Annotated in this window: 17 protein-coding genes; 11 read left to right on the forward strand and 6 right to left on the reverse strand. The window is 34.4% G+C overall.

What is annotated here, in order from left to right:
• The first annotated feature begins 162 nt into the window (after positions 1–162).
• The 7 genes from EUC40_RS08195 (at position 163) to mutL (ending at position 10,645) form a co-directional block, all read left to right on the forward strand.
• A complete protein-coding gene (locus tag EUC40_RS08195; protein WP_071713261.1) occupies positions 163–1,920 on the forward strand; it encodes a 2-oxoacid:acceptor oxidoreductase subunit alpha in 1,758 nt (585 codons plus the stop codon).
• Positions 1,907–2,773 (forward strand): 2-oxoacid:ferredoxin oxidoreductase subunit beta, encoded by an 867-nt coding sequence (locus tag EUC40_RS08200; RefSeq protein WP_149177542.1) that lies wholly within the window; start codon positions 1,907–1,909, stop codon positions 2,771–2,773. Before EUC40_RS08195 ends, EUC40_RS08200 begins: the two co-directional genes overlap by 14 nt.
• Before the next feature lie 427 nt (positions 2,774–3,200).
• On the forward strand, positions 3,201–4,730 hold the full coding sequence (gene miaB / locus EUC40_RS08205) for a tRNA (N6-isopentenyl adenosine(37)-C2)-methylthiotransferase MiaB (protein ID WP_156574334.1): 1,530 nt from the start codon (positions 3,201–3,203) through the stop codon (positions 4,728–4,730).
• A gap of 3 nt (positions 4,731–4,733) precedes the next feature.
• On the forward strand, positions 4,734–5,165 hold the full coding sequence (locus tag EUC40_RS08210) for a YlbF/YmcA family competence regulator (protein ID WP_000870462.1): 432 nt from the start codon (positions 4,734–4,736) through the stop codon (positions 5,163–5,165).
• Between the two features lie 125 nt (positions 5,166–5,290).
• Positions 5,291–5,833: an outer spore coat protein CotE gene (gene cotE, locus EUC40_RS08215; protein ID WP_001288800.1), complete on the forward strand. Its 543-nt coding sequence runs from the start codon at positions 5,291–5,293 to the stop codon at positions 5,831–5,833.
• A 181-nt stretch (positions 5,834–6,014) separates the two neighbouring features.
• Complete coding sequence (gene mutS, locus EUC40_RS08220) at positions 6,015–8,693, forward strand: DNA mismatch repair protein MutS (protein ID WP_156574336.1); 2,679 nt, start codon at positions 6,015–6,017, stop codon at positions 8,691–8,693.
• Between the two features lie 8 nt (positions 8,694–8,701).
• Positions 8,702–10,645, forward strand: a complete 1,944-nt coding sequence (mutL, locus tag EUC40_RS08225) for a DNA mismatch repair endonuclease MutL (RefSeq protein ID WP_156574338.1) — start codon at positions 8,702–8,704, stop codon at positions 10,643–10,645.
• Positions 10,646–10,923: 278 nt separating this feature from the next.
• Here mutL and EUC40_RS08230 read toward each other — a convergent pair whose 3' ends face one another.
• Complete coding sequence (locus EUC40_RS08230) at positions 10,924–11,691, reverse strand: GNAT family N-acetyltransferase (protein WP_156574340.1); 768 nt, start codon at positions 11,689–11,691, stop codon at positions 10,924–10,926.
• Positions 11,692–12,198: 507 nt separating this feature from the next.
• On the reverse strand, positions 12,199–12,387 hold the full coding sequence (locus EUC40_RS08235; RefSeq protein WP_000461143.1) for a hypothetical protein: 189 nt from the start codon (positions 12,385–12,387) through the stop codon (positions 12,199–12,201).
• Positions 12,388–12,842: 455 nt separating this feature from the next.
• On the opposite strand from EUC40_RS08235, the gene EUC40_RS08240 reads away from it, so the two are divergent.
• Positions 12,843–15,656 (forward strand): dynamin family protein, encoded by a 2,814-nt coding sequence (locus tag EUC40_RS08240; protein WP_156574342.1) that lies wholly within the window; start codon positions 12,843–12,845, stop codon positions 15,654–15,656.
• Between the two features lie 252 nt (positions 15,657–15,908).
• On the opposite strand, the gene EUC40_RS08245 is transcribed toward EUC40_RS08240, so the two are convergent.
• From EUC40_RS08245 to EUC40_RS08260, 4 genes are all read right to left on the reverse strand, one after another.
• Positions 15,909–17,828 (reverse strand): LTA synthase family protein, encoded by a 1,920-nt coding sequence (locus EUC40_RS08245; RefSeq protein ID WP_156574345.1) that lies wholly within the window; start codon positions 17,826–17,828, stop codon positions 15,909–15,911.
• A gap of 492 nt (positions 17,829–18,320) precedes the next feature.
• A complete protein-coding gene (locus EUC40_RS08250) occupies positions 18,321–19,658 on the reverse strand; it encodes an NAD(P)/FAD-dependent oxidoreductase (RefSeq protein ID WP_156574347.1) in 1,338 nt (445 codons plus the stop codon).
• A 335-nt stretch (positions 19,659–19,993) separates the two neighbouring features.
• Positions 19,994–21,130 (reverse strand): Zn-dependent hydrolase, encoded by a 1,137-nt coding sequence (locus EUC40_RS08255; protein WP_244322184.1) that lies wholly within the window; start codon positions 21,128–21,130, stop codon positions 19,994–19,996.
• A 5-nt stretch (positions 21,131–21,135) separates the two neighbouring features.
• The gene (locus EUC40_RS08260; RefSeq protein WP_156574349.1) at positions 21,136–21,831 is read right to left on the reverse strand and encodes an L-2-amino-thiazoline-4-carboxylic acid hydrolase; all 696 of its coding nucleotides are present in this window, start codon (positions 21,829–21,831) and stop codon (positions 21,136–21,138) included.
• 132 nt (positions 21,832–21,963) lie between these two features.
• On the opposite strand from EUC40_RS08260, the gene EUC40_RS08265 reads away from it, so the two are divergent.
• From EUC40_RS08265 to EUC40_RS08275, 3 genes are all read left to right on the forward strand, one after another.
• Positions 21,964–22,851 (forward strand): LysR family transcriptional regulator, encoded by an 888-nt coding sequence (locus tag EUC40_RS08265; protein WP_156574351.1) that lies wholly within the window; start codon positions 21,964–21,966, stop codon positions 22,849–22,851.
• A gap of 77 nt (positions 22,852–22,928) precedes the next feature.
• Positions 22,929–24,386, forward strand: coding sequence for a sodium/proline symporter (locus tag EUC40_RS08270; RefSeq protein WP_071713273.1), 1,458 nt, complete (start codon positions 22,929–22,931; stop codon positions 24,384–24,386).
• Positions 24,387–24,620: 234 nt separating this feature from the next.
• Positions 24,621–24,812 carry a hypothetical protein gene (locus EUC40_RS08275; RefSeq protein WP_000006455.1) on the forward strand — a complete coding sequence of 64 codons (192 nt, stop codon included), beginning with the start codon at positions 24,621–24,623 and terminating at the stop codon, positions 24,810–24,812.
• Positions 24,813–24,839 lie beyond the last annotated feature (27 nt).

Below are 24,839 nucleotides of genomic sequence, written 5' to 3' on the forward strand. Positions count from 1 at the left end.
ACCTAATACTAGAATGAAAAACGAAATAGCTTTATACTAAAGATTCAGGGAAATCAGAAGAGGCATAATTTGCGTCCGTTGTAGTTTATTTGCATAAAAAATGCTAAACTATTACTGTAAAAAAATACACTACAATGAATGCAGCCAAAAGGGGTGTAGGAGATGATTAGTCAACTTTCATGGAAAGTTGGAGGCCAACAAGGTGAAGGAATTGAAAGTACAGGAGAAATCTTCTGTATTGCATTAAACCGATTAGGATATTACCTATACGGTTACCGCCACTTCTCATCACGTATTAAAGGCGGCCATACAAATAATAAAATTCGTGTAAGTACAACAGAAGTACGCGCGATCTCAGATGATTTAGACATTTTAATTGCTTTTGATCAAGAAACAATTGATTTTAATTTCCATGAACTACGTCCGGGTGGGATTGTAGTTGCGGATGCGAAATTTAATCCAACAATACCTGACAACACAGATGTGAATTTATATGTGATACCGTTTACAGACATTGCTTCAGAATTAGGCACATCATTAATGAAAAACATGGTTGCAGTTGGGGCGTCAAGTGCGGTATTAGGATTAGATGAAACAGCTTATTTAGATGTTGTTGAAGAGATCTTTGGTCGTAAAGGAGAGCAAGTCGTTCAAAAAAATATGGACGCAATTAAACGTGGCTCTCAATATATGAAAGAATTGCTAGGTGAGAAAGTAAACATGATGCAGCTTGAAAAAGCTGATGGTCAGAAACGTATGTTTATGATTGGAAACGATGCAATCGCATTTGGTGCGGTAGCTGGTGGTGCTCGTTTTATGTCAGCATATCCAATCACGCCTGCATCTGAAATTATGGAATACTTAATTAAAAAATTGCCGAAAGTTGGCGGAACAGTAATCCAAACTGAGGATGAAATCGCAGCTTGTACAATGGCAATCGGTGCAAACTATGCTGGTGTTCGTACATTAACAGCGTCTGCTGGTCCTGGTCTGTCTTTAATGATGGAAGCGATTGGTTTAGCGGGTATTACAGAAACACCATTAGTAATTGTTGATACACAACGCGGTGGTCCAAGTACGGGATTACCAACGAAACAAGAGCAGTCTGATTTAATGGCGATGATTTACGGTACACATGGTGAGATTCCAAAAATCGTAATGGCACCAAGTACAGTTGAAGAAGCTTTCTATGATATTGTAGAAGCGTTTAACTTAGCTGAAGAATATCAAGTTCCTGTTATCTTCTTAACAGATTTACAGCTTTCTTTAGGGAAACAAACTGTAGAACCACTTAAGTTAGATAAAGTGGAAATTCGCCGTGGTAAGCTTGATTTAGACATAGAAATACCAGAACGTGAGAATAAAGCATACTTCAAGCGTTATGAAGTAACAGAAGATGGCGTTTCACCACGTGTTTTACCTGGTATGAAAAATGGTATTCACCATGTTACAGGTGTAGAACATGATGAAATGGGTAAACCTTCTGAATCAGCAATAAACCGTAAAGATCAAATGGACAAACGTTTCCGTAAAATGGATAACTTGAAGTTTAATACCCCTGTTTATAAAAATGTTAAGCATGACGAAGCAGACGTATTGCTTGTTGGATTTAATTCAACTCGTGGTGCGATCGAAGAGGCAATGGAGCGTTTAGAACAAGAGGGTATGAAAGTAAACCATGCTCATGTGCGTTTAATTCACCCGTTCCCTACAGCTGAAATCGATCCACTTGTGAAAAATGCGAAGCGCGTTGTAGTTGTAGAAAACAATGCAACAGGTCAGCTTGCTAACATTATGAAAATGAATCTTGGTAATGGTGAGAAAATTTCTAGTCTTTTAAAATATGATGGAAACCCATTCTTGCCAAAAGAGATTTACAACGAATGCAAAAAAGGGGTTGTACTAAATGGCAACATTTAAGGACTTTCGTAACAGTGTAAAACCAAACTGGTGCCCAGGTTGCGGAGACTTCTCGGTGCAAGCTGCAATTCAACGTGCGGCAGCTAACGTTGGCTTAAACCCAGATGAACTTGCTGTTATTTCTGGTATCGGCTGTTCAGGTCGTATTTCAGGTTATATTAATTCATATGGTTTGCATAGTATTCATGGTCGTGCCCTTCCAATTGCACAAGGTGTGAAAATGGCAAATCGTGATTTAACAGTTATCGCATCAGGTGGTGACGGTGATGGATTTGCAATCGGTATGGGACATACAATCCATTCTATTCGTCGTAATATCGACATTACGTACATCGTAATGGATAACCAAATTTACGGATTAACAAAAGGGCAAACTTCACCACGTAGTGAAGCTGGATTTAAAACGAAAAGTACACCACAAGGTTCAATTGAACCGTCACTAAATGTTATGGAAATGGCTTTAACAGCTGGTGCAACATTTGTGGCGCAAAGCTTCTCAAGTGATTTAAAAGAATTAACACAAATTATTGAAGCTGGTATTAACCATAAAGGATTTTCATTAATTAACGTATTCAGCCCATGTGTTACTTACAATAAAGTAAATACTTACGATTGGTTTAAAGAAAATTTAACAAAACTAAGTACAGTAGAGGGATATGATCCGTCTAATCGCATGATGGCTATGCAAACGTTAATGGAAAATAACGGATTAGTAACAGGTTTAATTTATCAAAATACAGCGCAACCTTCATACCAAGAACTTGTAAAAGGCTATAGTGAGAAGCCTTTAGTGCAATCTGATTTAAATATGGATCAGAAAATGTTTGATGAACTTGTTGCTGAATTTATGTAATGTAAGAAGAGCAGGTTGCCATTTGGCAACCTTTTTAATGAGGAAAAATATAAGGTAGTTATATTTACTTAGAAAATTCAGAATGGTAAAATAATATATAAATCGTTGTATGAAAATTGCATGTTCATTAACTAGGAAATGTAATAATAGGATAAGCCTTCTTCTTTGTAAAAATTGGCGAAACGCTTCATACTATGGTAATGTTTATAGGGATAAAGCAATATGCTTTTGGGTAGGACAAAAGAAATACAAAAAGGGAATGTCTATTTGTGTGGGGAAGACTTCATTCTTACGGATGATTAGATTGATTACTCAAGTTTCAAAGGACAAGTTATCTCTCAAGCTATCTAACCATTTTTGAGGTGGGTCTAGGCGCATTAAAATGGACTATAGAGTGTGTATAGTTAAGGGTGAAAGGAGATTACCGATGAACGAGCAACAACGATTAGCAAGTCAACAAGCAAATTCCTCTACGAAAAAAGAAGAGAAAGATTATAGCAAATACTTTGAAAATGTATACCAACCACCATCCTTAAAAGATGCGAAAAAGCGAGGGAAAGAAGAAGTTAAAATTGAACGGGATTTTGGCTTACCTGAAGAGTTTCGCAATTTTGGTACAGGGAGAAAGTTCTATATTCGTACATATGGTTGTCAAATGAATGAGCATGATACTGAAGTAATGGCTGGTATTTTCACTGCACTTGGATATGAGCCAACCTTTTCAACTGAGGATGCAGATGTAGTATTATTAAATACTTGTGCCATTCGTGAAAATGCTGAAAATAAAGTGTTCGGTGAACTAGGTCATTTAAAATCACTAAAACGAAGAAATCCGGACCTTTTAATTGGTGTATGTGGTTGTATGTCTCAAGAGGAATCTGTTGTAAATAAAATTATGCAAAAAAATCAGCATGTAGATATGGTGTTTGGAACGCATAATATTCATAGATTACCGTACATTCTAAAAGATGCAATGTTCTCGAAGGAAACGGTAGTTGAAGTTTGGTCAAAAGAAGGGGACGTAATTGAAAACCTTCCGAAAGTACGCCGTGGTGATATTAAAGCTTGGGTAAATATTATGTATGGCTGTGATAAGTTCTGTACATATTGTATCGTACCGTATACACGTGGAAAAGAGCGAAGCAGGCGTCCAGAAGACATTATCCAAGAAATTCGTCATTTAGCTGCGAATGGCTATAAAGAAATTACGTTACTTGGACAGAACGTAAATGCATATGGTAAAGACTTTGAAGATATAGAATACGGTCTAGGCGATTTAATGGACGAACTCCGTAAAGTTGATATAGCTCGTATTCGTTTTACAACGAGCCATCCACGCGATTTCGATGATCACTTAATTGAAGTGCTTGGAAAAGGTGGAAACTTAGTAGAACATATTCACTTACCGGTTCAATCTGGAAGTACAGATATGTTAAAAATTATGGCGCGTAAATATTCACGTGAGCATTATTTAGAGCTTGTAAGAAAAATTAAAGAAGCAATTCCAAATGCGGTATTAACAACTGATATTATCGTCGGTTTCCCAAATGAAACTGATGAACAATTTGAAGAAACGATGTCGCTATATCGTGAAGTAGGATTTGATACTGCCTTTACCTTTATTTATTCACCGCGCGAAGGTACACCAGCTGCGAAAATGAAAGATAACGTACCGATGGAAGTGAAGAAAGAACGTCTTCAACGCTTAAATGCATTAGTAAATAAATTGGCGATTGAAAAGAACGATCGTTATAAAGGGCAAATTGTAGAAGTGTTAGTTGATGGGGAAAGTAAAAATAACGCGGAAGTACTTGCAGGTTATACTCGTACGAATAAACTTGTAAATTTCGTCGCTTCAAAATCTTTAATTGGTCAGCTTGTGAAAGTAAAAGTAACGGATGCAAAAACTTGGTCTCTTAACGGAGAATTAGTTGAAGAGCCGATTGAGGTGGAATAATAGATGAAAGTATATTCGAAAGATGAAATTGTTGAGCAAGCGAAAGAATTAGCAAAAATGATTTCTGAAACAGAAGAAGTTGATTTCTTTAAGAAAGCAGAGGCGCAAATTCATAAAAATGAAAATGTAAAGCGTGCAATTGATGAAATTAAAGCACTGCAAAAACAAGCAGTAAACTTGCAACATTACGGGAAATGGGAAGCTTTGAAAAAAGTAGAAGCTGAAATTGATGCCCTGCAAGATAAGTTAGATAGTATCCCAGTCGTACAAGAATTTAAATCTTCACAAACATACGTAAATGACTTACTACAGCTAGTTGCAAGTACGATTTCTAACAACGTAACAGATGAAATATTAATTTCAACTAATGGCGATGTATTGAAGGGTGAAACGGGCGCAGCGGTAGAAAGTAAAAAAGGAAATTGTGGTTGTTAAAGAGATGTCGAATTGACATCTCTTTTTTTAGTGGATTAAACGTAAGTTCTTCTCGAAAAAAGAATGACACATTCCGCTATTGTCACGCATATGATTAAGTGAATAGTGATTGAGGAGGGTTACGAATGTCCGAATTTAGAGAGATTATTACAAAAGCAGTGGTTGGAAAAGGACGTAAGTATACAAAGTCAACGCATACATGTGAATCGAATAATGAGCCAACAAGTATTTTAGGGTGCTGGGTAATTAACCACTCGTATGAAGCAAGAAAGAACGGAAAGCATGTGGAAATTGAAGGTTTCTATGATGTGAACACTTGGTATTCATTTGATGGCAATACAAAGACAGAAGTTGTAACAGAACGTGTGAACTACACGGATGAAGTAAGCATTGGCTATCGTGATAAAAACTTTTCTGGTGATGATTTAGAAATTATCGCTCGTGTTATTCAGCCGCCAAATTGTTTAGAAGCTCTTGTGTCACCAAACGGTAATAAAATTGTTGTAACTGTAGAACGTGAATTTGTAACAGAAGTAGTTGGCGAAACGAAAATTTGTGTAAGTGTAAATCCTGAAGGTTGTGTAGAATCAGACGAAGATTTCCAAATCGATGATGATGAGTTTGAAGAGTTAGACCCGAACTTTATCGTTGATGCAGAAGAAGAGTAATAGAAAGCTAGGGAGAAGTTCTTCCTAGCTTTTTACTTTACATAAGTGGTGCTTGAATGAACATGATTCCTTATGAAATGTGCTATAATGAAGAAAGACTCCTGAAATAGGAGATAAGAGTGTCCGTGAAATGTGACATATATGAAAATAGATTATTATGTAAGAATTATGGAGGAAAAGTATGACGCAATATACGCCTATGATACAGCAATATTTAAAGGTTAAGGCAGACTATCAAGATGCCTTTTTATTTTTCCGCTTAGGTGATTTTTATGAAATGTTCTTTGAAGATGCGGTTAAAGCAGCTCATGAACTTGAAATTACATTAACGAGCCGAGATGGTGGCAGTAGTGATCGTATACCGATGTGCGGTGTACCGCATCATGCAGCTAAAAATTATATTGAACAACTTGTTGAAAAAGGATATAAAGTAGCTGTTTGTGAGCAAGTGGAAGATCCAAAAACAGCTAAAGGTGTAGTGCGCCGTGAAGTAGTACAACTAATTACGCCAGGAACGATGATGGAAGGGCGTACGATTGATGAGAAAGAAAATAACTTCTTAGCAGCATTAACACATTTTGAAGATGGATCGTATGCTTTAGCTTGTAATGATTTAACGACTGGACAAAATACAGTAACGTTGTTAACAGGTTCAGTAGAAGATATTTTATTAGAAGTGTATGCAACTGGTTCGAAAGAAATTGTTGTAGATTCTTCCTTTTCTAAAGATGAACTAAAAAAGTTAACTGAAACATTAAAAATGACGATTTCGTATGAAGATGCAACAACTATTCCGGAAGGATTAGAACATCTTGTGAAAAATGTTTCACAAGCAAAGTTAATTAAAGCAATTGGACGCTTATTTAACTATGTAATAAGAACACAAAAACGTTCGTTAGATCACTTGCAACCAGTAGAAATTTATTATACGAATCAATTTATGAAAATTGATGTGCATTCAAAGCGAAATTTAGAGCTGACAGAAACACTTCGAACGAAAGAAAAAACAGGATCATTATTATGGCTATTAGATAAAACAAAAACAGCTATGGGTGGTCGTATGTTAAAACAGTGGATGGAACGTCCACTTATTCAGAAAGAAAAAGTTGAAGAGCGTTTAGAAATGGTTGAGACATTTGTAAATGATTACTTCTTACGTGAAGATTTAAAAGAAAAACTAAAAGAAGTATATGATTTAGAACGTTTAGCAGGGAAAGTTGCATTTGGTAATGTGAATGCACGGGACTTATTACAGTTAAGACGATCTTTACTTCAAGTACCAGCTATTTTAGAAGCGATTAGTTTGTTAGATAATGCTTATGCAGCAAGGTTAATTCAAGGAGCGGATCCATGTGAGAGCTTAACTGAATTACTAGGAAGAAGTATTCAAGAAAACCCACCGCTTTCTATTAAAGATGGAGATATTATTAAAGACGGTTATAATGACAAGCTTGATCAATATCGTTACGTTAGTAAAAACGGAAAAACATGGATCGCTGAGCTTGAAAAACGAGAGCGTGATATTACAGGAGTTAAATCGTTAAAAATCGGGTACAACCGTATTTTCGGCTACTACATTGAAGTGACGAAGGCGAATCTTGCAGCACTTCCAGAAGGCCGCTACGAACGCAAACAAACGCTTGCTAATGCGGAACGTTTCATTACAGATGAACTGAAAGAAAAAGAAACATTAATCTTAGAAGCAGAAGAAAAAATTGTACAACTAGAATACGATTTATTTACAGCGCTTCGTGAAGAGGTAAAAGTCTTCATTCCGAAATTACAGCATTTAGCGAAAGTAATTAGTGAATTAGATGTACTGCAAAGTTTTGCGACAGTTAGTGAAGAAGAACAGTTTGTAAAACCTGTACTAACAACGAAGCGTGAAATCTTTATTAAAGATGGTCGTCATCCTGTCGTTGAAAAAGTATTGAACGGGAAATTGTATGTACCGAATGATTGTATTATGCCAGAGAAGATGGATGTCTTTTTAATTACAGGACCGAACATGTCTGGTAAAAGTACGTATATGAGACAATTAGCACTTGTAACGGTTATGTCGCAAATCGGTTGTTTCGTACCAGCAACAGAAGCAGTATTACCTGTATTTGATCAAATCTTTACGAGAATTGGTGCAGCGGATGATTTAATATCAGGTCAAAGTACATTTATGGTCGAAATGTTAGAAGCAAAAAATGCAATTGCAAATGCATCAGAAAGAAGTTTAATTTTATTCGATGAAATTGGACGCGGTACATCTACGTATGATGGTATGGCACTTGCACAAGCAATCATTGAACATATTCATGACCAAATTGGTGCGAAAACGTTATTCTCTACGCATTATCATGAATTGACGGTGCTAGAAGAAAGTCTAGATCAACTGAAGAATGTACACGTTTCAGCAATTGAGGAGAACGGAAAAGTAGTATTCCTTCATAAAATTCAAGATGGAGCAGCTGATAAAAGTTACGGAATTCATGTTGCACAACTTGCGGAGCTTCCAGATAGTTTAATCGCTCGTGCGAAAGAAGTGTTAGCACAACTAGAAGGACAGGAAGAAATTATTATTCCAAAGCGTGTAGAAGTGAAAGTGCAGGAGCAAGAAGTTATTCCAGAACCTGTAGTTGTAAAAGAAGAGCCAGTAGAAGTACAAAGGGCGAAAGTAGAGACTGAAGAAGAATCACAATTATCATTCTTTGGTGGAGAACAGTCTTCGAAAAAACAAGACAAGCCAGTTCTAGATGCAAAAGAAACGGCAGTACTTGCACAAATTAAAAAAATTGATTTACTTGATATGACACCTTTAGAAGCGATGAACGAACTGTATCGCTTACAGAAAAAGTTAAAGAAAGGATGAGTAAGTAGATGGGGAAAATTCGCAAACTCGATGACCAACTCTCTAACTTAATTGCGGCAGGGGAAGTAGTAGAGCGCCCTGCTTCAGTCGTAAAAGAACTTGTGGAAAATTCTATCGATGCGAATAGTACATCTATTGAAATCCACTTAGAAGAAGCTGGTTTATCAAAAATTCGCATCATTGATAATGGAGATGGCATTGCAGAAGAAGATTGTATTGTCGCTTTTGAACGACATGCAACGAGCAAAATTAAAGATGAGAACGATCTGTTTCGCATTAGAACACTCGGTTTCCGTGGTGAGGCATTGCCGAGTATTGCCTCAGTTAGTGAATTAGAATTAATCACTAGCACAGGTGATGCGCCTGGTACGCACCTTATGATTAAAGGTGGAGACATTATAAAGCAGGAGAAAACAGCGAGCCGAAAAGGAACAGATATTACAGTACAAAACTTATTCTTTAATACACCAGCGCGTCTTAAATATATGAAAACCATTCATACAGAGCTTGGGAATATTACAGATATCGTGTATCGTATCGCAATGTCACACCCAGAAGTATCGTTAAAGCTGTTTCATAATGAAAAGAAATTGCTTCACACATCAGGAAATGGTGATGTAAGACAAGTACTTGCATCGATTTACAGCATTCAAGTTGCGAAGAAGCTTATTCCAATTGAAGCTGAATCTTTAGATTTCACAATTAAAGGTTATGTAACATTACCAGAAGTAACGAGAGCATCTCGAAATTATATGTCAACGATCGTAAATGGTCGTTACGTTCGAAATTTCGTATTAATGAAAGCCGTTCAGCAAGGATACCATACATTATTGCCAGTCGGACGATATCCAATCGGCTTCTTATCGATTGAAATGGATCCAATGCTAGTTGACGTTAACGTGCATCCAGCGAAATTAGAAGTTCGTTTTAGTAAAGAACAAGAATTACTAAAGCTGATCGAAGAAACTTTGCAAGCAGCATTCAAAAAAATACAGCTCATTCCAGATGCAGGTGTAACAACGAAGAAAAAAGAAAAAGATGAAAGTGTGCAAGAACAATTCCAGTTTGAGCATACGAAGCCGAAAGAACCATCCATGCCAAACATCGTTTTACCGACTGGCATGGATGAAAAACAAGAAGAACCACTGGCTGTGAAACAGCCAGCACAACTGTGGCAACCGCCGAAGCAAGAATGGCAACCACCACAGTCGTTCGTAAGAGAAGAACAAAGTTGGCAGCCATCTACTAAACCTATAATTCAAGAACCGATTCGAGAAGAGAAATCATGGAGCAGTAACGATGAAGACTTTGAGTTAGAGGAATTAGAAGAAGAAGTTCAGGAAATAAAAGAGATTGAAATGAACGGTAATGATTTACCACCGCTTTATCCAATTGGACAAATGCATGGAACATATATTTTCGCTCAAAATGATAAAGGCTTATATATGATTGACCAGCATGCCGCGCAGGAACGTATTAATTATGAATACTTCCGTGATAAAGTAGGAAGGGTAGCACAAGAAGTACAAGAACTACTTGTACCATACCGTATTGACTTATCTCTTACTGAATTTTTACGTGTCGAAGAGCAGCTAGAAGAACTGAAAAAAGTTGGACTATTCTTGGAGCAATTCGGCCATCAATCCTTTATCGTTCGCTCGCATCCAACGTGGTTCCCGAAAGGACAAGAAACAGAAATTATCGACGAAATGATGGAACAAGTTGTCAAACTAAAAAAGGTTGATATTAAAAAACTGCGTGAAGAAGCAGCCATCATGATGAGCTGTAAAGCCTCCATTAAAGCAAATCAATATTTAACGAACGATCAAATATTTGCTTTACTTGAGGAACTTCGTACAACAACAAACCCATACACATGCCCGCACGGAAGGCCGATTCTTGTACATCATTCTACTTATGAGTTGGAGAAGATGTTTAAGAGGGTTATGTAGAGATAATGTATTGAGTTCAAAATAAAGTACTTAAAAGATGTTTTCGGTATACTACCGAAAACATCTTTTTTGTTTCCATTGTTGTTTTAGAATAAAGCTTGTTCAAATGAATGCAAATAACCTTGAGAAACAAACAAAAAGAAAAAACGTGTTTTGAAAAAAGATTGATCAAAACACGCCCTTAATGGTTTCCATTGGTCATTTTTTTATAAGAAGTTGGATTATTTCCTACCTATATTGCTCAACAATCCTGCCTTGTAGCTAAATAAGAAAACCTTTTATTCAAATACAACCATTTCTCCGACATCTATAAATCCAAATCGCTTATAAATATTTTTTCCATCATCTGAAGCTTGTAATACAACTGGCTTTTGTTTATCCTTTGTTTGATTTAGAAGAAACTGAAACATTTCACTGCCAATTCCTTTACCTCTAAATGCTTCTTTTGTCATCACATCATAAATACCATAACTATTTTTGCTTTCTATTAATAAACCAGTAGTTACAGGCATTTCATCTATGCATCCAATAAACATTTGAACTTCTGAACCTAATTTCATTTGTGAAAACTTGTTAAAAAAATTTTCTAATGCATCTTTTTCGGGTGTACCTTCAAATAAGCTCATAAATACTCCGCTATATTTCAAAAGTTCTTCATTATTTTTTACATTAGTAATTATAAGCTGATTGGAAATCCTTTGCCCAACATTAAGCGTATTTTCAAGTTTCATCATTACATTACGTTCTGCTTCTTTTTGGTCATATTCTTGCATAAGTTTTGTCCAGTCCTCAGTTAAATACTGAGCATCAATCCAAATGCTAAAGGGATATTTTTTATCAAAAAAATTATCGATACCATGTTTAATCTTAACTGCATTTTTGATATTTGGAGATTTCGGTAATACTACATTGAACGTATCAGTAGGAATTTCTGTATTTGCTATGACGAAATCTTCTTCTTGTGTAAGTTCCCCGCTAACTGCATGAGTAAATACTTTTAATTTTTCTTCCAAATTGTTAATTACTAATTGTTGATTTGTAATCATACTTTTGCACCTTTCAATTTAATGTAGCGCGCTTTTTTTATTATAAGTTGACTTAAACACTAAATATACAGTGTTCACAGTATGTACATCCTCCCATAATATTCAGAAAGCATTGGGTGATTTGTTTTCTTTTCCCAATAATCTGGTCCGTTTGTTATACAAGTAGGAAACGAAATGTTCTTAAACTGACAAGTCGATTCAATCAAAGGAAAGTAGTTAAGGTAATTTTTCCTCGACAACAGTTAATATGTAGAGTTAATTGTTAAACGAAAATATGGCGGAGTGATTTTGTAGTTTATTTAAATTTGAGTGTATCACCCTTAAGGTTGTAAGTAGTTCTAGACTAAGATAACTTTCATTTATCTATGTATAAAAAAGCGCCGTATATCAGCACTTTTTAAAGGTACGTAAATTGTATAATAAAGATTGCTACATTACTAAACATATAACTTATGCATGGCCAAATATTGATTCTTATTTGGCTAATTGTTATAAGGATCAATATGATTATTTATTTTTATTATTATTATTAATTTTTTCAGTATATAAAACTTGCTCTTTATAATGCTTTTTAATTGGGAAATTGTGTGTACCTGTGCCGTTCTTGAATTTTTTATCAATGGGGTTTGTTAGGGGAACTGTTGTAGTTTCAGTAAATTCATATGGGTAATTTATTTTAGATTTATCTTCAAACATGAAAGTGCCTCCTTTTAGGATTTCCTGAATTCTTTACTATAACATGATATGCATATAGATTTTTTTTGGACTAGTTATTTATATAGGTTAGAACAAATTAATTACATAACTACTGAAATATTTTAAAGGAAAACAATTGGAGAAATATATGATAATGATTTCTTTTATTTGTTAGGGAAGGGATTTTTGCATATATATTCGTTATAAATTGTTTTTATAATATGGCTTATATAGGTTTTTATTGATAATATAATGCAGGGGAATTATAGTTTTATCAGGTTATTAGGAACATTTAATGCTGTTTCATAACTGAAAGGGAATTGAAAAAAAACTGAAACTTTTCTCATGAAAATTCAATCTAACTTGAAAAATGAAAGGAAAATGAAATTTTCCAAAAGATATTCTTTGTTAAGATAAAAAGCATATATACAAAAAAGTATTGACATATCTTAAAAATGTATTTTCAAGATATAGTGGGGGAAAAGATGAGAGTAGAAAAACAATTAATAAAAAAGATGTATTATGAAACGTTCCTAATGGAGAATGAAACAAAAGCACCTCTTGACGTACTTGGAGAAGCGTATGTAAACGAAGAAAAAAATGAGATTTCTGATGGATCTTATATTCGTTTTGTACAAGGTGAATTTTATTATCGCCATCAAGATTTTGAAGCAGCTATTTTTAAATGGGAGAAGGTTGGTAATGAATTAGCGCCATGGGCACAAAAAAATATTGCGGATGCTTATTTCGAACTTAATCAATTATCAGTTGCTGAAAATGTTTATACTTCCATTACTACTGATAATAAAATATTGATGACCGAAATTAGACTACAATTACTTTCTCTTTACATAGAGCAAAATAGTTTTGATTCAGCTTTCGCTGTTATCAAAGAAGCGGTTTCTTTAAATCCGGATTATCCGAATGTCACAAAAATTGCCCGTTCTTTTTATGAGGAGCAGCAAGATTTTGATAGTGCAGTAGAGCTTTCTGTGAATGAGTTAATTCGAACAGAATCTTATCCATGGTTTGAGGTGTTAAAAGGATATATCGATAAAGGATTTACTAAACATATTTCACCAGATTATTTTTATGATGCATTAGTTACATTAAATAATGTAGATCAAGTGCAATTTACGCAAATGGTTTCATCACTTTGGAACAGTTATAAAAATGAACAAAATTATTTATTGTGGCTTAACACAATAAATGAATTTTTCTTACATATTGAAATACATTCGTCTGACATATGGGACAAAATTTCTTCTCTTTATGAAGAAACATACTTTGCATTAATTCAAGGGAAATATATGCTTAGACAATTACATGATATCATTCCAAGTCTTTTAACAAATTGGTTAAAAGTAGTCAATCCATCTTATGCTGTATTTCCATCAGCAGCTGTGTTGGCATGGGATGAAATTTTCCCTTCCAAAATGGATGTAGCAAATATACAACATGCGGAAGACCTACTGTTATATTCTGTTAATCATGTGAATGGTTTAGAGTATAGTCTACATCTTTTTGAATCTATTACAGAGTGGGCACAAAAGCACAATATAGAAATAGGTCACCGATTTAGATGGTTAGTTGACGAACTCGCAGATTTAAGAACAAATCGTATTTTAGTAACGGGAACTTCAGGAAATGGAAAAACTGCATTTGTTAACTCTATATTAGGAGAAAATATATTAGAAAACGCTATCTCAAATGTAGTAGTTTTAAAAAATGATGCTCATACAGAAATTAAAGCTATATCAGATTCAGCCATTACAACAACTGAAAATTTCTTTGATTACCATAATATAATGTCGTTACACCACCAAACATATAGAGATAGAGCATGTGTTGAATTTAAATTACCATGCAGATTTTTAAGTGAAAATAAGCTTACATTCGTAGTTACACCTGGCTTTAATAGGAATAACGACACTAGGGATGAGGTATTTGAATATTTAAATTCTGTGGATGAATTATTGTTTGTATTGAATGCGGATTCCCCTTTTACTGATAAGGAACGTGATATTCTATTAAGCATTCAAGAACATACACCAAATTTACAAGTGCATTTCTTATTAAATAAAATCGATAACATTTATAGTGAAGCAGAAGTGAAAAGAGTATTACATGATACGGCAGCAAGAATAAACACATATTTCCCGCATGCGAGGATTTTCCCTTATTCTTCGTTATATACAAATAGCCAACAACTAAATGATTTAACAGAGTTTATTCGTTTTAACTTTAACCATAAAAATATCGATGCAGAACGTACTGAAAAGCTATTGTTCTTCATTCGAAAAACAATTACATATCTTTTGGATAAACGCGTTGAGAAAGAAAATAATCTAGTGGATGCTATTAATTGGAATGAAGATATGCTAGTGAAACTAAACGGTAGCATTAATAACCTTTCTGCATTTGAGAAGGAAAAAATTCATTTCATTACAGAGTCATATCGTACAATGAAAACGGAAATTACGAATGATCTTACTGAAAATATTCCGAAGATATTACAGAGTTGTTCTGATTTAATGAGTGAAGAAAGCGATTTTGGTCACATGGATATGGAACTAAATAAAGCAATGAATGAAAGAGTGCATAAATATTTAGAACAAACTGTATTACCTAATCTTGCCCTTTCTATGCAAAATTGGATTGCAACTTCTAATAATGAGCTCCTTCAAAGTCAATCGTACTTAGAAGAACTTAGTGAAGGACTTAATTCTTTATTTGGAGAAAATCGAATACAGTTAGAATGTGACTTTAAAGTACTTGATGACTGGCGCAGAGATACTGACAGAATGACGACTAGAATACAAATGGATGAAGTAAATATTTTACGTCGATTTACGCCAGCACAATTTTTACTGAAAAGTGCCGGTAAATTATTTGGAGTTCTTCCTAAAAACAAAGCTATGCTATATAACAAATACAAACAGTATGTAGAAAATGAAGATTATACCGAGGTAACGGATTCTATTATGAAGAAATTCTTTTTGCAATTTGAGCTATTTGAAAACACACAAGAGCGGGATATTAATATATTCTTTAGGAATCCATTTAACTCCTTGAAACAAGCTGTAGAAAATACGCAATTAGAAATACAAGAAAAACAAGAGATGTTACATAAAATGAAATCCAATCCTGAAGTATATCATGATTCTATCATGCTCTTTGAATTGAGATTACGTCAATGTGAAGTAATTTTAAATATAGGTGATGATCATACTTATATAGATGTAAGTTTAGAAACAAGCGCAGAGTAAAAGTAAGATATATGAGGTTTTTTATCCTGCATTAACGGGCAGTAAGACTCCCACCTCAAAATTCAGCGAAAGAAAAGAAGTTAGGTGGAGGATTAACTGTCCGTAAAAGCCCGATTGGTTCAACTAATAATCAGTGGGGGATGAAGAACCCCTCACTGATTAAAGTTTCACTTTATATAAAATTGCATCATGTGTTATAAGAAAGTAAAAAAGGGAGCAACTGTAACGAGTTGCTCCCTTTTCATATTAAGATTATTTTTCAGTCTCTTTAATTTTAGTTTGTACTTCACCAGTTTTAATTTTATTACTTTCTGAGAAACGTAATAAATCGCCTTCAATAATTTTGTCAGACATTCGTAATTCATTTTGTGCGCGGTTAATGAGTGCTTGTGCTTCTTTTTTTGGTAAATCTACAATTTCACCTGTTATGCGGTCATAGAAAGTATTGTTTTTGTATGCATACTTGTCTGTAATAAAGCTACCATCACGTAAAACAACAAAACCGGTATATTCATCTGAAAACATATCATGACCAAAACGAATATCGTTCGTAGTATCAATCCCTAATAAATTTAGAATAGTAGGTTTCATATCGATTTGTCCAGTAGGCTTTGAAATCGTTTGACCTTCTGTTTGTCCAGGGACATGAATATATAAAGGTGTACGTTGTAAATTTAAAGTATCAAATTCTGTTATTTGATCTTTTTCTAAAAACTGTGCCATTGCGCGATTATGCTTTTCAGAAATGCCATAATGATCACCATATAACACAATAATAGAGTCATCATACATTCCCTCGGCTTTTAAACGCTCAATAAATTTTTTAATTGATTCGTCTAAGTAACGTGCTGTTACGATGTAACGATCAAATACGCCATTACCAGAGTTATATGGTTCAATGAATTTTGTATCTTCATCATACGTAAATGGATAATGGTTCGTTAAAGTAAGGAAACGAGCGTAAAATGGTTGATCAATAGTTTTTAATATATCTACTGATTGATCAAAGTATTCAATATCTTTTAATCCCCAATTTAAATTTGTTTCGGGCGTAATTTTGTAATCAAGTTCATTATAGTAACGATCATAACCGAGAGCAGAGTACATGATATTACGATTCCAAAATGTGGCGTTATTCGCATGGAATACAGAAGTGAAATAACCTTGCTGACGCAGAATTTCTGGAGTCGCAGTATAATCATTGTTACCGTGTGTGAAGAATACAGCTCCTCGATTTAATGGATACAACGACGTATCGATTAAGAATTCAGAATCGGATGTTTTTCCTTGCCCAGTTTGGTGGAAAAAGTTATCAAAGTAATAGCTTTCATTTATGAATTCATTCAAAAATGGTGTAACTTCTTGACCGTTAACTGATGCGCCTATTAAAAAGGTTTGCAGGGATTCAAGGGTGACAACGATTACGTTTTTTCCCTTGGCTGCACCAAACATATTAGGGTTTGGTTCACTTTGGTTTGCCTTTACGTAGTTTTCAGTTTCTTGTAATTTACTGCTATCAGCAAGTGCTTTTTGTGAACCTGCTTTTACTTGCAGTGTTAAATCATATACTTGATGCGTGTATAGTCCTAAATTTTTCACAAGCATGACTCGGTCGAATGATCTCGTTAATAGTTCAGGTCTTTCTTTTTCTGCAAGATGTAGATTTGCAAAAAATATACCAATCGTTAAGAGAAAATATACCAAGCGTGCCGAATGAGTTACGCGTCCTGTTTGGAAGACTAATGACTTCTTTTTTAACAAAATAAAGAAGAAAATAATGTCTACGAAAGCGAGTATAATTTTATAGTTCAATATTTCTATAATACTGCCGCCTAATTGGCCAAAGTTTGATGTTTGTCCAAGTACTGGTAACGTAACGAAATCACTATAAAAATCATAGAACATTACATTTCCAACAAGTACGATTGTTAATAAGAAGTTAATACATAGCGCGATATAATTTCGTTTTTCACCCGTTGCAAATAATGCTAATCCAACGAATGCTAATGAGGCGGCTAGAGGGCTAATAAACAAAATCAGCTCTTGTGTAGAAGACTCAATTTTTAAATCAAAACTGAATCGCGTAATAAGATATGTTTTTAACCAAACTGCCAAAGCCATTATGATAACAAAGCTAACATTTTGCATTTGTAAATTGATTTTATTCTTCATTTTTACACCTTCTTTATGTGATTTATTCAACTGAAGTTATATATTATATTTTTATAACTATTAGAGTGTAATGAACCATTGTAGATTTATATTTTCTAAAGGTAATAATTTGAAGTATTCATATACACACAATGGGGAATTTTAAAGCGAAGTAACATAAATTTAATTGTTTTAGAAACGAAGCAGAAAAAGTCATAGTTGTAGTGAAATTGACTTATAGACATCCTACCATATTAAACACTATGGTGATGTTACAAAATATCGAACAAATGAAAGTGAAAATGGATAGACACTTATTAAACTATTGACATTCAATTAGTCGGAATTTAAATGAAAGGAGAGCGTAAAGTAAACGGGGATATTAATGAGTAAAAAAACTACATTCTATAGAGAATGTAGTTTTTGTGTATTTTTCATATATTTCGTAAAATCCTAATCTTTTGTGGGTTAATTATTAATGATAGTGAAACTTAAACGATTTGGAGGGTGTTCTCAAATATCAGATAAATAGTTTCCAACATATAGACCACTTGCAGCTGCTTGAGATAATGAATGAGTGACGCCAGAACAATCTCCAATTAAAAATAACCCATGTATACTTGTTTCGAAATGGTTATTGATTTTTATCGTAGGGGCGTAGAACTTTCCATCAATTCCATATAATAAAGTATCTTGATCGATAGGTTCTTGTATAAATTGTTCTAAACGTAATAAAAATTCTTTGAGCCCCTCAATATATAATGGAGGAATTTCTTTATGCAAATCTCCATAATCTCCGTGAAGTGTAGGTTGTATACGATTATGTTTCATGCTGTTTTCCGTTGTAGGTTGTTTTTTTATTAAGTCCTCTAAGCGCTGTATAATAATCCGATCTCGTCCTTGGTTAATGCCTTTAATAATTGAGCTTGCATACAAATTTGCTTCTTTGAGAGTTGAAAAATAGCGCGGGATAAATAAAGTGAAATTTAAGTTAGGTGTGCCAGTTCCTTTCTCTCGAAAATTTTGACCGTCAGGCATAACTAAACCTTCTTCGTATTTTCGAATAATTCGTCCTTTTGGATTCATACAGTATGTGGTTGCTGTGAAATTTTCGTCTTGATAAGAAAGTTTCGTTTCAAAAGTATCTTTTAATATAGAACGTAATTGATGTTCTTTCATTTCAACTCTAATACCTAAATCTACACGTGTTTGTTCTTGAGAAATATGTAGAGAAGTGCACATTTCTTTTAACCAATCGGCTCCGGAACGCCCGGTTGCCAATACTAGTTGCTTAGATTGAACTTTTCCTTCATTTGTCTCTATTGTAAAATGCTCTTTCTGTTTCATAATATGTTGTACATCTATATCGAATTGTATATTTATTTTCGTAAGTAAAAATTCGTAGAGCTGCTGAAAAATTTCACTTGAAAGGGTAGTACCAAGATGCCGTACTTCAGTTGTTAGCATTTGTAAACCGCACGATTCAGCCCTCTTGTTGAGATTTGGATTTTCTGTAGAATATTTTGAAACTGAATTTCCTCCGAACTGACATAGAATTTCATCTACTTCAGCCATGAGTTGTATAAAGCTTTCTTTACCAACCTTTTGCTCAAGTTCTCCACCAAATCCGTTTGTATAATTAAATTTCCCTTCAGATTTTCCTAAACCAGCAAATCCGAAATATTTATCACATGTAGTACAATTACACGCTTTTCCTTCGTCTAAAGGACAATGGCGATCTTCTAGCGTTTTACCTTTATCAAGAATTAAAACCTTTTTGTTACTTTTAGCTAGTGAATAAGCCATAAAAATGCTACTTACTCCAGCGCCGATAATTGTAACATCATACATATTCTTTCACCTGCTAACGAATAGTTTGTTTGTTATTTTCTTAGTGTATAACAAATTAGTGAAGGGAGGAACTAGCTATTTTGATAGGGAGGGAAGGTGTGTTTGTTTTCGTAAGGTATGTATGATTCAAGGGAGGAGACTTTCAGGAATTACTTATTCCTATAATGAGTAAAGATTTAGTTGTCTTTATAATAAGAAGCCACCGAAAAATAATTTTTCAGATGGCTTCTTATTTTGGTTTTCTTCTATTATATAGAAAAATTATTTTGTAAGCTCAAGGACTGTGTCATAAAAAATATTCGTAGCGATTATGATATCTTCATCTGAACTATATTCTAACGGGTTATGGCTAATACCATCTTTGGAGCGACGAACAACATACAGATTGGTGCCACAGCAGCAATGTTCATCGCATCGTGCCCAGCACCACTTATTAATGAATAAGGCCGTATACCATTTTTTTTAATAATTTTTGTTAGTTGGCGATTTAAGAAAGCATCTGTTTTTGCAGGTTTGACACGTTGTAACACCTTTGAATCTATCGTGACATTTCTACGTTCAGCAATTTTTTTTAGTTGATCTATAATATTAGTTTCTAATGTGCTTATTTTTTGTTCGTCTATGTCACGGATATCAATAGTGAAGGTTACTTTACCTGGAATGACATTTACGCCGTTAGGTTCGACATTTAGTTTACCGACAGTTGCTACAGAGGTGGTCGTATTATTAAGCATGTGTTCAATGGCTAAAATCATTTCACTTGCTGCCGTTAGCGCGTCATGCCGGATTGGCATTGGCGTTGCACCAGCATGCTCACTAATTCCTGTAACGGTAACTTCTAGCCATAACGGTGCAGCGATTCCTGAAACTATGCCGACCGGTAGTTCTTCATTTTCAAGTGCTTTTCCTTGTTCTATATGCATTTCTAAATAAGCTTTAATATCACTACGTTTTACGTTTTCTAAAGGAAGAGGGGATAAATGAAATTGTTTCATAGCTTCTTCAATAGTAATACCCGCCATATCTTTTTGTTGTAATTGTTTATGTGTTAAAAGGCCAGCCATAGCGCGACTACCAATCAATCCGAATCCAAAGCGTGTTCCTTCCTCATCTTTAAATGCAACTACTTGTATTTTTTTTGAAAGTGCTAATTGTTGTTCATGAATTGTTTGCACAATCTCAATTGCAGCTAAAACTCCTAAAGCACCGTCATATTTTCCGCCCTCTGGAACGGTATCAATATGTGAGCCTAGCATAATTGTTTCAGTACCTTCACCAAATGTGCCAATAATATTTCCGACAGCATCAGTAGTAACAGTCATACCTGCTTCTTTCATAAAAGAGGTTATGAGGTTAATAGCTAGTTGTTCTTCATGTGTGAAAGAAAAGCGATTTATGCCGCCAGTTATTTTATTACGACCAATTTTGCTTAAATGTTGAAGGCGGTCTAACAGCCGATTCGTATTAATCATTACATTCACTCTTTCATTTGGAATTGGAAATGACATTGACCTTCGCGAAGTACAAATTGGTCATGCACGACTTCGAAATCTTTATTATATCCTTTGGCGATGGATGGATCGATTACTTTGCAATATAGAATACCGTATTTACCCATTTCGTCATCAGCCCATTGTTGACCAAATGGACATTGAGTAAATGTTTGTTCAATTTCATTTTGTTTGTAGATGGTATCTATTTCAAATAAATCACTGCGTCCCATATCATAGTTTGTTAAATAATTTTCAATAGAATTGTCTAGGCCATTTGTTCGCGCGCGCTGTGCAATTCCAGCACCACGTTTTTGTCCGAAACGTTCGACTGCTCGCATGATGACTTGTTCGCCTTCCATCCCATATTCATCAACAACTTGTTTTGCGATTTGTGCAAACATTTTCGAAAAACGTGCATACGTAGTTAAATTTGAAAATTTTTCTTCACCTTCAACAGTTTGTGGTAAATATTCAAAGAAGGTATGATTTTCACCTTCTGCAGTTGCTTTTTTTGCCATAGCTTCAGCGTCTTTCAGTCCGAAGACTTCTAACCCTTTTTGGATTAAGTTCCGTCCACGTTCATTATACTCTTCGGTAATAGATACATGTAATTCGGTAAACATTTTTGCTGTAATGATGTCCATGGATAAGGCTTTCATCATCAATTTTTCCTCTGCCATGTTTTAGCACCCCTCAATAATCCGTATTGATTTACTTGGTTTTTGTTTTTATTATAGAGGTGGGCACGAAAATAAATCAAATGAATGTTTTTATATCCAAGTATGAAAAAAATTCATAAAAGGAGTTAACCAATGGCTACGTTAGCACAATATACAGCATTTCATACACTCATCAATACTGGGAATTTTACTGCAACTGGTTTAAAGCTTAATCTTACACAGTCATCTATTAGTCACGCTATTAGTAATTTAGAAGCAGAACTAAACTTAGCTCTTATTATCCGCAATCGAAATAATATTGTTTTGACGAACGAAGGAAAAGTAGTTTATGATCATATTTCAAAAATATTAAAACAGCAGCAACACCTTGAAAGTGCAGTTGCTGATTTAAAGAATCTTATTGGAGGTTCATTATCTGTTGGTATACTACCCAGTGTATCGCTCGTTTTATTGCCGAAAGTGTTAGCATACTTTGAGGAGCATCATCCCAACTTACACATTCGTTTAATGGAAGGCGATTATGATCAAATTGAGCAATGGCTACATAATGGGGTTGTTGATATTGGATTTTTAGTAGAGCCGCATTCAAAAGATCTTATTTTTAATCATGTTTTTAATGATGAACTCGTTTGTATTATGGCAAAGCATCATCCGTTAGCTAATGAAGAGGAACTGCACCTAGAACAATTAAAAAATGAAAGATGGATTATGCCAAAGCGAACGATTGACCGTGATGTTTCACGCATTTTAACAGAAAATAAAATTCATCCAAATATCGTATATGATTTTTCCGTTGATCAAGTTATTTTGTCGATGGTAAATGAAAACTTAGGAATTTCAATTGTACCGAGTTCACTTTTAATTCATGCACCACATCAACTTATCCGAAAAAATTTTTATGAGTCGTATGTTAGGAATGTTGGAATTGCCCATAATCGTAGTGTCCATCTTTCTCCAGGTGCTTTAGAATTTTTAGAAATATGCAAGAAATTCGCCTCAAACTTGGAATCTAACTATTGACAAATAAAAAATTCCGAAATACTATCTGATAAAACCTATTGGTATTGTTTACTTTAATCAGATGGAGGAATAAAGTCATGCAAACTGTTGTATATGTTGAAATCTTTATATACTTACTTGCGATGCTTGCAATTGGTATATATTTCAGCAAGAAAGATTTATCGCACAACGACTATTTTTTAGGAGGGAATAAACTTCCGGGATGGGCATTAGCGTTCTCAGAGCGTGCAACAGGAGAATCAGCTTATATGTTTTTAGGGGCAATTGGATTTATTTATGTAGCTGGTTTATCTGGTATTTGGATTTTATCTGGAATGTTTTTAGGGGTTATTTTTTCATGGATATTTTTATCAAAACGTTTTATGACGGAACAACAAAAATATAAGGTGAATAGTTTAACGGATTACATAGCTGTGAAATTTCCAAAGCATGCAGATATCATCCGTTGGTTAGCTTCGATTGTTCTTGTATTGTTTTTCGTTTGCTATTTAGCAGCACAATTTTCCGGAATGGGAAAAACTGTTTATTCATTCTCTGGTTTTAATATTACATGGGGAACGATTATTATTGCTATAATCATTATTGCATACTCTTGTATGGGAGGTTTTATGTCTGTAGTATGGACTGATACGATTCAAAGTTTTTTGATGCTTGTATCATTCATTATCGTTCCCATTGCAGCTTTTATGGAAATTCAAAACCAAGGATTAAGTATTTCAACTGAGCTTGCTAAAATGGAAAATGGTGCAGATAGTTGGGTTGGTGGTTTAAATGGAATCGCCTTAGGTACAATGTTATTTACAAACGTATCATGGTTTTTTGGATGGTTAGGTGGTCAACCACAATTAAGTTCTCGCTTTATGGCAATTACCACTGAGAAAGAGCGTATTACAGGTCGTAATATGGCGATTCTTTGGACTTTAGTTGTATACATTGGTGCTTTTTTATCAGCCATATTCGCTTCTACTTTATATAAACAAGGTACAATAGACGATCCAGAGATGATCTTACCTTATATGGTATTTGATATACTACCGCCATGGGTAGCGGGGATAATCATTGCAGGTATTTTAGCGGCAATTATGTCGACTGCCTCATCGCAATTATTAGTCATTACAACTTCTATTAGTGAGGATATTATTCATAAAACATTGCGCTGGAATATTTCAAGTAAAAAGCTAGTTCATTTATCACGTATTGTAGCGGTTATTAGCGGTATTGTAGGTATAATTATTTCACTTAAATCTGGATCTGTAATTTACAGCCTCGTATCTTTTGCATGGGCGGGTATTGGTAACACATTTTCAGCTATTATTTTATTAATATTTTTTTGGAAACGTATGTCGGGCGCAGGTGTTATTGCGACGATTATTGTTGGATTTTTCAGTGCAATTATTTGGTCACTTTCACCGCTTGAAGTGCTTGTATCTGCAAAGGCTGCAACATTCTTTATTTGCTTATTTGTTGGTATTATAGTCTCTTTATTACGTCCTGATTCGGAAGAAGAATTAGTTAAATTAGGGAAGTCATCATAATGAATGTTAATTGTATATGAAAATGGGTGTAGAGAATTCTATGAAAAAGCAACTGATCATAAGTGATCAGTTGCTTTTTTATTTTCAAAGTGGATGAGCAAAAAAACACAAAAGTGGTTGGTCCGTTTTTTGCAAACATCCATTATGATAAGAGAAGAAAGGTAGTATGTTATTAACGTTTTAAAGAGGAAGTTCTTTATTAAAATAGATTGTCTTTAGAGAGGTGAAAATACAATGAGCTTTGCAATTTCACTAGTGGTTATTATTGTAATTGTATCGCTATTCGGGACCGTACTAGTTGCGCGAAATGTGGAGGAGAATTACGGGAAGTCTACAAAGAAGAATGTAAAAAATTTATCTGTTATCTATATTCTCCTTCTATTTGTTCTACTGGTGGGGGTAACATGGTATGCGGTAATGATTTGATAGTATGTAATGGAACAGGCTAATATT

The organism is Bacillus luti (assembly GCF_009739945.1).
Lineage (GTDB): Bacteria > Bacillota > Bacilli > Bacillales > Bacillaceae_G > Bacillus_A > Bacillus_A luti.